At 36.0% G+C, this 11,596-nt stretch carries 10 protein-coding genes; 8 read left to right on the forward strand and 2 right to left on the reverse strand.

What is annotated here, in order from left to right; genetic code table 11:
* The first annotated feature begins 109 nt into the window (after positions 1-109).
* The 5 genes from LUD75_RS16525 to LUD75_RS16545 all read left to right on the forward strand — a co-directional run bounded on the left by LUD75_RS16525 (position 110) and on the right by LUD75_RS16545 (position 7,806).
* Positions 110-2,839: a T9SS type B sorting domain-containing protein gene (locus LUD75_RS16525; RefSeq protein ID WP_232706920.1), complete on the forward strand. Its 2,730-nt coding sequence runs from the start codon at positions 110-112 to the stop codon at positions 2,837-2,839.
* A gap of 58 nt (positions 2,840-2,897) precedes the next feature.
* On the forward strand, positions 2,898-5,621 hold the full coding sequence (locus tag LUD75_RS16530; RefSeq protein ID WP_232706921.1) for a T9SS type B sorting domain-containing protein: 2,724 nt from the start codon (positions 2,898-2,900) through the stop codon (positions 5,619-5,621).
* 148 nt (positions 5,622-5,769) lie between these two features.
* Positions 5,770-6,570, forward strand: a complete 801-nt coding sequence (locus LUD75_RS16535) for a hypothetical protein (protein WP_232706922.1) — start codon at positions 5,770-5,772, stop codon at positions 6,568-6,570.
* A 104-nt stretch (positions 6,571-6,674) separates the two neighbouring features.
* Positions 6,675-7,355, forward strand: a complete 681-nt coding sequence (trmB, locus tag LUD75_RS16540; RefSeq protein ID WP_232706923.1) for a tRNA (guanosine(46)-N7)-methyltransferase TrmB — start codon at positions 6,675-6,677, stop codon at positions 7,353-7,355.
* Positions 7,348-7,806 (forward strand): DUF6759 domain-containing protein, encoded by a 459-nt coding sequence (locus LUD75_RS16545; RefSeq protein WP_232706924.1) that lies wholly within the window; start codon positions 7,348-7,350, stop codon positions 7,804-7,806. The genes trmB and LUD75_RS16545 overlap by 8 nt, the downstream gene beginning before the upstream one ends.
* A gap of 61 nt (positions 7,807-7,867) precedes the next feature.
* Here the strand turns inward: LUD75_RS16545 and LUD75_RS16550 are convergent, their stop codons facing one another.
* Entirely contained in the window at positions 7,868-8,887 is a 1,020-nt protein-coding gene (locus LUD75_RS16550) for a glutaminyl-peptide cyclotransferase (RefSeq protein ID WP_232706925.1), read from the reverse strand.
* Positions 8,888-9,086: 199 nt separating this feature from the next.
* Here LUD75_RS16550 and LUD75_RS16555 point away from each other — a divergent pair, with 199 nt between their 5' ends.
* From LUD75_RS16555 to LUD75_RS16565, 3 genes are read left to right on the forward strand one after another with little or no spacing between them, the layout of a single operon-like run.
* Positions 9,087-9,581 carry a dihydrofolate reductase gene (locus tag LUD75_RS16555; protein ID WP_232706926.1) on the forward strand — a complete coding sequence of 165 codons (495 nt, stop codon included), beginning with the start codon at positions 9,087-9,089 and terminating at the stop codon, positions 9,579-9,581.
* A 39-nt stretch (positions 9,582-9,620) separates the two neighbouring features.
* Positions 9,621-10,232 (forward strand): recombination mediator RecR, encoded by a 612-nt coding sequence (gene recR, locus LUD75_RS16560; RefSeq protein ID WP_232706927.1) that lies wholly within the window; start codon positions 9,621-9,623, stop codon positions 10,230-10,232.
* A complete protein-coding gene (locus LUD75_RS16565) occupies positions 10,232-11,065 on the forward strand; it encodes a glycosyltransferase family 2 protein (RefSeq protein WP_232706928.1) in 834 nt (277 codons plus the stop codon). Before recR ends, LUD75_RS16565 begins: the two co-directional genes overlap by 1 nt.
* Here LUD75_RS16565 and LUD75_RS16570 read toward each other — a convergent pair.
* Positions 11,062-11,577, reverse strand: a complete 516-nt coding sequence (locus tag LUD75_RS16570; RefSeq protein WP_232706929.1) for a hypothetical protein — start codon at positions 11,575-11,577, stop codon at positions 11,062-11,064. The genes LUD75_RS16565 and LUD75_RS16570 overlap by 4 nt on opposite strands.
* Between the last annotated feature and the right edge of the window lie 19 nt (positions 11,578-11,596).

Genomic DNA, 11,596 nt, shown 5'->3' on the forward strand with positions numbered 1-11,596 from the left:
TCCAAACAAATAAATTAAATCCTGCTGTATTTTTACGGCAGGATTTTTTGTTTGATACCTCATTTAAAAAACAAAATAGACTAAATTTGTAGTCCTAATATTTCATATTTTGAAAAAGAGTTTCCTGTTTATATTAATTTTTATTTCGTCTCTGTTTTTTGCGCAAATGGATGTTGAGCATTGGTTTGCACCAATATTTGATTCTTCTGCCAATACAGAATTGGATAGTGACAGTGGAGATTATCTTTATTTGTCAACAGATAAAACGACTCCCTTTGAAGTGATTATTTATTATCAAAATGTTGAGATAAATAGAGTTAATATAAGTTTTGGAAGTCCTGTGCTTGTTAAAATTGATGATGGTTTTGTCACGACAAAAAATTCCGGTGATTTGTTTTCTGCAAATAAAAAAGGTCTCCATCTGGTGGGGGCTAATAAGTTTTTTGCAAATCTTCGGATTTTAAGAAAAAATCATGCAGAGATTATCAATTCCAAAGGATTGGCAGCATTGGGCGAAACTTTTTATGCAGGTATGGCCAGGCTGTCTGATGCTAAAAGTTATTATAACTATCAAACCAGTATAATTGCTACACAAAATAATACAAAAGTTGATATTTCCGGATATGATCCAGGGTTAAGATTTTCAGACGGGAACACTTATCCAAGCGGTATATCAGTGACGCTGCAAAAAGGTGATTCTTACATAATATCTGCACCATATTCTCTTACCAGTCCAAATGGTTTGATCGGTATGAAAATTCAGGCAACCGGTGGTCCCATAAGTGTGACTAATGGTAATTTTACTGGAACTTACATTGCAGGTACAACTAGTACAGATATACTCATGGATCAGTCGGTCCCTACTAACAGATTGGGTGCTGACTACATCGTTGCAAAAGGAAATGGTGTAGTCACACCCGTTACTCCATCAACTCCATCCGACTATCTGAACGATATGGAGAGAGTTTTGGTTGTAGCAACTAATCCCAATAATCCGACAGTTATATATGTGAATGGAGCAATATACACAACTTTGAATGCCGGAGAATCTGATTTTTTATACACCGATTCTTATAAAGATCTGGATGGCTCGGGAAATTACAGCATGTCAATCAAGGCTGTTGGTGGGGAGATTTATGTTTACCAGCTTTTATCCGGATTACCAACTTCAAAAGCTACAGGTGGTATGAATCTCATTCCATCTCTAAACTGTTTTCTTCCCAATAACATTGTAGAATTACCAGCAATAAATGAGATAGGTCCAAGAAATAACTTTACAACTAAAGTTAATATTTTATCGCAAAAAGGTGCTGTTGTACTATTGAACGGAGATCAGCTTGTAGGACATCCGGTTCCGGATAATACGGACTGGGAATTGTTCGTAAAAGATAACGTTGCGGGAAATGTATCAATTATTTCTGATAAAGCGGCTACAGCGGGTATTGCATCTGGAAATGCTAATGTTGGATATGGTGGTTATTTTGCAGGATTCAGTTCTATACCTGCCATCTCTAAAGTAGGAGACTGCGCAAGAGGACAACATCTCGAAGTGAACGACGGTTATGACTTTTATGAATGGAGACATAATGGTGTACTTCTAGACTCTGGTGCCAAGTTAAGTTCTATAGATCCACGGAGTTATTATCCTTCAAATCCAACAGATGCAGAAGGAATCTATGTCTGCACAATTAGTAAAATAGGATGCGGATCCAAAACGACGACAAGCTTTACCTATCTTAATTGCCCTAATTTAACCACAAAATCACTTCCAATCATCGGGAACTGTAAATCTACAGATCCTATATTGATCGAGTTCACTGCAGATCCTTCAAAAAAAGTTAATTTCAGCAGCATCAGTATTACACAATATCCTGCTGAAGGAACTGTTTCGACGCCTTATATAGATCCTGTTACCAACAAGATTTATATTAAGTATAATGCAGATAATACGCTGCTTCCACAAGTAACTTTCAAATATTATTTTGAAGATACTGATGTTTTTCCAGACCCGGAGGAAGTAACAGTCACTGTCAATATTGCTCAGATTAATTTAAAAAATCCAAAGATTTCAATCATATCGTGTTTGCAAAATCAGATGGGTTCTTATGATTTGAAAAAACAGTTCGAACCCATTAATAATGATCCGAGTATTTCCCGATATGAATATTATGAGGATTCAAATTATGGAAAAAGAATACCAGACTCTCAATTAAATAACTATCCGTATTATACTTCAAAACCTGGAGATTCGGTATATGTTAAAATATATAATACTTTTGATTGTTTCAAAACTGGAGAAATTTCTCTGGAAACCTTTGAATTACCAGTGATTAATACTGTTGATATATCAGATAATACTTCCGTAACAATCAATGTGACAAAAGGGAAGGCTCCTTATTTGTATTATATTAAAAAAGATGGTCCCTTGGATTATCTGCCACAACTTTCTGATTACAGTACTTCCAATGTTCTTCCTGTTAAAGATGGAAAAGGTACTTACACAGTTTATGTAAAGTCAGCTGATGGATGCAATCCGGTAACACAAATATTCGCAGTGATTGGAATTCCAAATGTGATTACACCTAATGGTGATGGAAAAAATGACGTTATTGATATGTCTATGCTTAATTACAAACTGAATCCTAAATTTCAGATTTTTAATAGAAACAGCGTGAAACTATTTGATGGCAATGTTTCTAATAATTTTATTTGGGACGGAAAACAAAATGGAAGACAGCTGCCAACGGGAACTTATTGGTATATATTGCAATGGCAGGATTTCGAAGGTGCAGAACCGGATTTAATGAACGGATGGATTCTCCTTAAAAATAGAAATTAAATAATACCGAAGTAATAAACACTTTTTTTACATTTGTATTAATAACCATATTAATACAATGAAGAAAGTTCTACAGATTTTAATATTCCTTGTTTTCTCATTAAAATCATTTGCTCAGATGGATACCGAGCATTGGTTTGCGCCTATATTCGACACGTTTAATTATTCTCATCCGGATTATGACAATAGTCTGAATGGTGATTTTTTATATCTTTCAACAGATTCGACCGATGAATTCGAAATTATTATCTATTCAGGAGAAGTAGAATTGAACAGGGTTTCTATTCGTAAAGGTAATCCCAAATACGTCAAACTTGCGCCAAAAGTTATCACAACACTAGATGTATCTGACACATTTAAAGTCGCAAAAAGAGGATTACATCTTGTTGGTTCCCGCAAGTTTTTTGCAAACTTAAGAATATTAAGAGGTCCACACGCAGAGATTATTAATTCAAAAGGTTTTGCGGGACTTGGAACAGATTTTTACGCTATAACGTCACCGCTTACCAGGCAGCAGACAAATCTTACTTCACAGGTCAATATACTTGCAACAGAAAATAATACTTCCGTTAAAATCAATGGCTATAATCCCGATATTCTATTCCAAAATGGTTCGCAAGCACCTGAATTAAATATGAGACTGAACAAAGGTGATTCATTTATGGTTTCTGTTCCCAACAGACCGCCTTATGTAGTAGATTCTACAGGATTAGGCGATCCGGATGCGAATTATCTTGGGTTGCTGGGTGCCAATATCCATTCCGATAAGCCTATTACTGTTACTAATGGTAATTTTAATGGGACTTATGTTAATGATTCTGGTGGAAATGATATATTGATGGATCAGGCAACGCCAGTCAATCGTTTGGGCAGAGAATATGTTGTTGCAAAAGGGAATGGACCGATCCGTGCTGCAGATCAGGGAGGAATAGATTCTGAAAGGGTCATAGTGATTGCCACAAAAGATAATACAAAGTTTACTCTTAATGACAGTCCAATTGTTTATACATTAGATAAAGGGAAGTATAAAATTATCTATGGTTCAGAATCCTACATAAAACAAGGGACAGATATTTATAATTTATATATTAAAAGTACTGAAGATATATATGTCTATCAGTTTTTGGCCGGTAATGCACTTTATGACTCTGCTTCTGGCGGTATGAATATGATACCATCATTGAATTGCCTGCTGCCAAACCAAATAGTGGAATTACCAGAAGTAAATCAAATTGGTACGAAGGATGATTTTGAGACTACGGTGAATATCATTACAAAAAAAGGAGCTCAGGTCACAATGAATGGTGAGTCACTGAATGGCTTATACGGACCTTATTCTGTCTCCGGAACGTCGGAGTGGGTTCTTTTTAGTAAAAAAAATGTCAAAGGTAATCTTTCAATATATTCAACGGAGGCGGTCACTGCCGGAGTAGCTGGAGGTAGTAATGCTGTAGGTTATGGTGGGTTTTTTGGTGGTTTCAGTTCTATTCCTCAAATTACAAAAACCGGAGATTGTACTGCTGCTCAGAAATTGCAGGTAGATCATGGTTATGATTCTTACGAGTGGTATTACAACAATGTCCTGATAGCTTCCGGAGCAAATTTGTTTTTCATCGATCCGGAAAATTACGGTTCAGGCAATTATTATTGTAAAATTTTCAAGAAAGACTGCGGCTATTTTATAACGGATGTTTTTGTTTATAATAAATGCCCTCAGATTACCACAAAAAGCTTTACAGAAAGTAACTGTAAAATCCTGAAAATACCTGTAGCTTTTTCTTCAGATCCCTTGAAGCAGGTGAGATGGGATAGTGTACTGATTACAAAACAAGCAGAGAGAGGTGAAGCTTATTTTGATTTGTCTACGCAGCAAATTATTTTTGATCCAAAAAATACAGATTTAAAAGCCGTTACTTTTAAATATTATTTTGAAAGTACTGGGACTCTTCCCGACTCAGAAGAAGTGACAGTTACCGTCAATATTGCACAGATTAATTTACAAAATCCGAAGATTTCAATTTCATCGTGTCTTCAAAATCAGATAGGTTCATATAATTTGAAAGACGAATATGAAACCAAAAATAATGATCCAAGTATTTCACGTTACGCATATTACAAAGATGCAACTTTTGGACAAATCATACCAGATTCCCAATTGGATTCCTATACTGCAAAGCCAGGAGATACAGTATTTGTAAAAATATTTAATAGTTATGACTGCTATAAAACAGGAGAAATCTATCTGAATACTTTTGAACTTCCAGTGATTAAATCGATTGATGTCAAAGGTAATACTTCAGTAACAATTAATGTGACCCAAGGAAAACCACCTTACTTATATTACATCAAAAAAGATGGTGATGTCAATTATTTGCCTCAACTTTCTGATTACAGTTCTTCAAATACACTTCCAATCACAGAAGGAAAGGGTAATTACACAGTTTATGTCAAATCTGCAGATGATTGTGATCCTGTGACCCAGAAATTTTTAGTCATTGGAGTTTCCAATGTGATTACGCCAAATGATGACGGGAAAAATGATATTATAGATATGTCTGTCCTTAATGATAAAGTCAATCCGAAATTCCAGATATTTACAAGAAACACCAAAATGGTTTTTGAAGGAACTATCACCAACAATTTTATCTGGACAGGAAAACAAAATGGGACGCCGCTGCCATCAGAAACTTATTGGTATCTTCTGCAATGGCAGGATTTTGAAGGCGCAGAGCTTAATGTTTTGACTGGCTGGATTCTCCTGAAAAACAGAAATTCAGACTGAAAACAAAAACCTTAACATTCGTTTTCTAAAACAAATTATAATTAAAGTTACTTAACAGATTGCCGATAAAGTTTAATAAAATTTTAACCTTATCGGCATTTTTTTGTAATGATTGTCAATTTTATTCTCTATAAATTTGCCGGATTATATGAAGAAGATTTTTACAATTGTGCTTATGTTTTGTCTGGCAACTGTGTACGGACAGGATTTTGAAGGCGAAATTTTTATCCGGGATAAGTCCAGCCTTTATCTCAATCAGGTTTACGTGACCAATATCAACGCGCACAAAAGTGTTCTTGCCAATTACAACGGCGAGTTCAAAATCGCTGCAAAAGTGGGCGATATTCTAAGATTTACTTCCATCGCAACAGAAAGAAAAGACGTCGAAATGACAGCCGAAATGCTGGAGCGCAGAAAAAACTTTGTAGAGTTGCAGATTGCGTATTACGAGATTCAGGAAGTGATATTAAGCTCCTTCAAACCAACCGGTAATCTCCGCAGGGATGTCGCAATGCTGAAAGGCTCTGAAAAAGCGTTTGAACTTAGAAAAATGATCGGACTGCCAGAGCCAAAGGGCGACGGAACTTCTCCAGAGCTTCCGATTTTAGGATTTAATCAGGGTCTCAGCTTCAGTATTGACAGTATTTTCGATTTGATTTCGGGAGAGAAAAAGAAAAAAGAACGCTATTACCAGTATGAAAGAATGAGCAAGAATATCAAGAATCTTCAGGATTACTTCGGCGACGAGTATTTCATCAAAATGAAAATTCCAAAAGAGCTGATTCCAAATTTTCTTCAATTCATCTACAGTTCGGATAACATCACGGATTATCTGGAAACCAACAATTACGAAGCTGCAAAAACTTATATCGAAAAATACCTTCCGATCTACCTCAGAAGATTACAGAATTCTCATCTGATGCAGGCAACTTCAGAAACTTTAAAATAATATTAATTATCAAATTTTAAACAATAAACAATTATACTATGCAATTTAAAATAAATTGTATAGTTTTGTTGCGTTTTTAAGGCTTAAAAACAACTTTAAACAAAATGGGCAAGAACAAAGCTGCAAGATTCAGAGAAAATACAATTTTACCAAATGTCATCCAGCCAACACGTGATCAGGCAATAAATTCGTTTGAACACAAAGGAAAATGGAAAGAATTTTTTGGAAATGATAATCCGATTGTTTTGGAACTTGGCTGCGGAAAAGGCGAATATTCTGTAGGATTGGCAAAGGCTTTTCCGGAGAAAAATTTCATCGGTGTCGATATCAAAGGTGCCAGATTCTGGTTCGGTGCCAAAGAAGCGATCGAAGGTAATCTGAACAATGTTGCTTTCCTCAGAACCCAAATTGAATTGATAGACAATCTGTTTGCGGAAAATGAAGTTTCCGAGATCTGGATCACATTTCCGGATCCGCAGATAAAATACAGAAGAACGAAGCACAGGCTTACAAACCCTGAGTTTCTGGCAAAATACAGACAAATCCTGAAAAAAGACGGAATCATCCACCTGAAAACCGATTCCGAATACCTGCACGGATACACGCTGGGACTATTGCAAGGTTTGGGTCACGAGATCCTCACTGCGCATCACGACATTTACGGCGCTGCGGAATATCAGCCCGACACACCATTGCTGAAAGATATACGAACGTATTACGAGGAATTGTTCTCTTCCAAAGGAAAGACAATTACCTACATCAAATTCAAATTAAAAAATGAATAGAATATTTTTATTATTTTTTGCCTGCAGTCTAGTGAGTTGTTCAACCACACAATCTGCAAACACCATTTTCGCCAAACAGGATATGTCAGCAGAAGCCGAGCAGGCCAAAGCGCCACAGGCACCCATATCCAAACTGGAAGACAAAGCAGTCACATTACTCAATCAATTATTCAATAGTGATGCTGCAAACAAGAAAATGGTTCTGGTAATTAATAATGAATCTGATTGCGATTTTACGATGAATATTTTGGGTGGTAAAAGTTATGTATTACCAGTTGCATCCAAAAAAACCGAAAGCATAGTCGTAGAACAGGGCGAATATGAAATGAAGTCGGAAGTTTGCAAAAGTCCTTATCAGGCTCACAAAAATTTAGTCGAAAATACGCAGGTCAACATCCGGTATTCTGTTGTTAAAAATCCCGAAACTGACAATTTAGCAACTATCCAATAAAAAAACGAGCTTCATTTTTGAAGCTCGTTTCTGTTATATTAAAGACCTAAATCTCTTGATTCTATTTAATTGAGATCTCATAAATTCTGCTCCAGTTTTTCCCTGTAACCAGCATGTTGTCTCCTTTGAATGCGATTCCGTTCAGAACATCTTCTCCGCCACCTGAGCTCTGTTTAACAATGTTTGTCAGATCTATAATTCCGGTCACTTCTCCATTCGCTGGATTTATTTTTAGAATAATCGGTTTATGCCAAACATTCGAATAGATAAATCCGTTGTGGTATTCCAGTTCGTTTATTTGATCATAACCTTCTTTGTCACTCGCAACCGAAATATATCTTACAACTTCTGAAGGGTTTTCCGGATTTAGGAAATAAATATTTTTTGTTCCATCAGAAACGATGAGGTTTTTTCCGTCATTCGTCATTCCCCAGCCTTCGCCAATGATGTTTGGATATTCGAATTCCTTTTCAAGCTTCATATTAGAATCGTAAATAAATCCTTTCTTGGTTTTATAAGTCAATTGATAAATTTTATTTCCAAAAAGGGTAATTCCTTCAGAAAATATATTTGTAGGCTGTGCAACTTCCTGAAGCGGCTTTGTGGTTCCCAAAGTGTATTTCATAAGCTTCGATTTTCCTTCCAAACCTATACTTTCGTAAACTGTATTGTCGTGCACTTCAAAACCTTCCGTAAAATTATCAGCACTATGCGGATATTGGTTTACAACTTCGTAAGACAGAGGAACTGCTTTAGCTTTTGCAAAAACATTAATCGTTGCATCCTGCTGCAAAACTTCGCCCCCTTTTGTTTTGATATTGAAAGTCACATCATTTTCGCCTAATGTGAAGAATTTTGGATCGATGTTCAAGTCGGTGCTTTCTTTGTCGCCAAAACTGATGGTGATGGCTTCTGCATAGTCCAGAACATCTTGCGGAATCTCAATTTTGTCTCCAAAATGATAGCCGCTGTTTTGCTGGCTTAGGTTGTAATCATTCAAGGAATTCAAAATGTCTTTGTCCTTATTACAGCCTACCAAAACTAAAAGAGCGAAAGCTGATGCTAAAAAAATCTTTTTCATTGAGAAAATATTATTCGCCGGATATTTCCGGAATCGATTTTAATTAATTGTTATGTTTCAATTTTTTTCAATCATTCTTCAAATGCTCAGAACTTGAACACCAAAAAGCTTTGAAACTTCGCCAAAAATACAAAATATGAGAACTAACATCTCATAAATTTTTCTTAATTAAACATAAAAATGTAGATTTGTAAATATTATGATTACGATAATTGCAGCCATCGGCAAAAAAAATGCCTTAGGAAAAGACAACCAACTGCTTTGGCGTCTTCCAAAAGATCTGAAACATTTCAAATCGCTTACCGAAAATCACCCTGTCGTGATGGGAAGGAAAACCTATGAGAGTATTGGTAAGCCTTTGCAAAACAGAACCAATATTGTGGTCAGCAGAAAAGAAAACTGGTTTGCAGAAGATATTCTGATTGTCTCAAAACTGAAGGAAGCTATTAAGTTTGCTAAAAAAATCGATAAGGACGTTTTCATCATTGGAGGCGGTGAGATTTATAATCAGACAATGGAATTGGCTGACAGACTCGAAATCACTTTTGTAGATGACGATTTCGAAGCAGACACTTTCTTTCCAAAAATAGATTTGAAAATCTGGCAAAAAACCAACGAAGAATTCCACGAAAAAGACGAAAAAAACGAACATAATTTCTATTTCCAAACCTACGAGAAAATCAATAAAGACTAAAAATCTTGATTCTTAGATCTTTTGTCTTGTATCTTAATTATGGATTACCCAAGTAAAGTTTTATCGAAAGCTGTAGAAGAAATATCTGGTTTGCCCGGCATCGGGAAAAAATCGGCGCTTCGTCTTGCGTTGCATTTATTGCGTCAGCCGGCTTCGCAGGGAATTTCTTTGGGGACATCGATCCAGAATTTGGTCACCGAGATTAAATACTGCAAAGAATGTCATAATTTTTCGGATTCCGAAGTTTGTGATATTTGCAGTGATCAAAAGCGTAATGACGATCTAATTTGCATCGTGGAAGATGTTCGTGATGTGATGGCGATAGAAAATACCGGAAAATTCCGGGGAAAATATCTGGTTCTTGGCGGCAAAATTTCTCCTATGGAAGGCATTGGTCCAAGCCAGTTAAGGATTGGAAGTATAGAAAAAAAACTGAATAACGGCTTTGTGAAAGAACTTATTTTTGCCCTTAGTGCAACTATGGAAGGCGATACAACGGCTTATTATATTTATAAAAAATTCAAAACATTTCCGGTGGTGTTTTCCAGCATTGCAAGAGGGATCTCCGTAGGTGACGAATTGGAGTACGCAGACGAAATATCTCTCGGAAGATCCATTACCAACAGAACTGTTTATAACGAAGCCGGCTAATGAAAGTAAGTGTAATTATCGTCCATTATCAGGTAAAGGATCTGTTGCGAAACTGTATTCTTTCGATTCAAAAATATTTTCATGAGTTTGATTATGAGATTGTTGTCGTGGACAATCATTCTCCAAATTCAGATTGGAAAGCTCTCATTAACCAATTTCCAAATGTTAATTTTATTGAATTAAAAGAAAATCTAGGTTTCTCAAAAGCAAATAATATTGGCGTAAATGTCGCGAAAGGAGATTACGTTTATGTCCTGAATCCAGATACTGAAATAGAAGGTGATTATTTTAAACAAATTCTTGACTTTGCCGATCAGCAGAAGAAATTTGGAGCATTAGGTTTAAGAATGCACGATGCAAAGGGCAATTTTTTACCGGAAAGTAAACGGTCTGTTCCTGCATTAATCAATTCCTTCGAAAAACTATTCACAAAACTAAACAACGATTCCAAAACCTATTACAGAAATGATATTCCGGAAACTGATATTGCAGAAGTAGAAGTGATGACCGGTGCCAATCTTTTGATGAAGAAATCTGTTTATCAGGAAGTTGGAGGTTTCGATGAGCGTTATTTTATGTATGGAGAAGACATCGATCTTTGCTATACGATTCTTAGGAAAGGTTATAAAAATTTCTACTACGGAAAGGCTTCAATCCTGCATTACAAAGGCGAAAGCACTGTAAAAGATAAAGTCTATCTCAACCGTTTTTTCGGTGCAATGGATATTTTTATTGGCAAATATTACAAAAAGCAGAAACCACTTCAGTATTTGTTAATGAAAATCGGTCTCAAATTCAAACATTTTATAGAAGCGCGAAAAATCAAAAACTAATCTTTCTTTTCCGCATGAAAAGTTGATTCTTCTGCAAATTTCCTTAATTCCTGCATCTCATATTTCGCTTTCGACTGTCCGAATCTTGCTGCAGCATAAGTGAGTCCAATCAAAACCAATACTACGAAAGAACACGGTAATGCCCAAGGATAATTGTTGGTATTGATCTGATTTTCCACATAAAAGAGTGTGAAAAATGTCATCCAAGAAACGGTAAAAAGGAAGTATAAGAACATAAAAAATGTCCACACCGCAGAACTCGGACCAAAAATTCCTCGAATCACGGTTTTTTCATCTTCCTTTTCGATTCTTAGTGCCAGATTGGGTTTCCAGTAGCTTTCCTCTTCCGTCCTCACAAAAATAGTTGCCACTTCTTTATTGATATTCCCAAAAAACTGATCGTGGTGTTTGTCCAGATAATCGCGGAGATTAGCCTCATATTCTTCCAGAGACATATCTGTGTAAAGTTTAAAACGCGGTCTGTTTCGGATGTTGTTCAGTGTTTCGCTCATAGTAAGTATAGTTTTCAGT

The sequence above is a fragment of the Epilithonimonas sp. JDS genome, from assembly GCF_021261315.1.
GTDB lineage: Bacteria > Bacteroidota > Bacteroidia > Flavobacteriales > Weeksellaceae > Epilithonimonas.

Coding starts and splice junctions, on each gene's coding strand:
- LUD75_RS16530 (WP_232706921.1), top strand. CDS start 2,898: ATGAAGAAAGTTCTACAGATTTTAATATTCCTTGTTTTCTCATTAAAA.
- LUD75_RS16535 (WP_232706922.1), top strand. CDS start 5,770: ATGAAGAAGATTTTTACAATTGTGCTTATGTTTTGTCTGGCAACTGTG.
- trmB (WP_232706923.1), top strand. CDS start 6,675: ATGGGCAAGAACAAAGCTGCAAGATTCAGAGAAAATACAATTTTACCA.
- LUD75_RS16545 (WP_232706924.1), top strand. CDS start 7,348: ATGAATAGAATATTTTTATTATTTTTTGCCTGCAGTCTAGTGAGTTGT.
- LUD75_RS16550 (WP_232706925.1), bottom strand. CDS start 8,887: ATGAAAAAGATTTTTTTAGCATCAGCTTTCGCTCTTTTAGTTTTGGTA.
- LUD75_RS16555 (WP_232706926.1), top strand. CDS start 9,087: ATGATTACGATAATTGCAGCCATCGGCAAAAAAAATGCCTTAGGAAAA.
- recR (WP_232706927.1), top strand. CDS start 9,621: ATGGATTACCCAAGTAAAGTTTTATCGAAAGCTGTAGAAGAAATATCT.
- LUD75_RS16565 (WP_232706928.1), top strand. CDS start 10,232: ATGAAAGTAAGTGTAATTATCGTCCATTATCAGGTAAAGGATCTGTTG.
- LUD75_RS16570 (WP_232706929.1), bottom strand. CDS start 11,577: ATGAGCGAAACACTGAACAACATCCGAAACAGACCGCGTTTTAAACTT.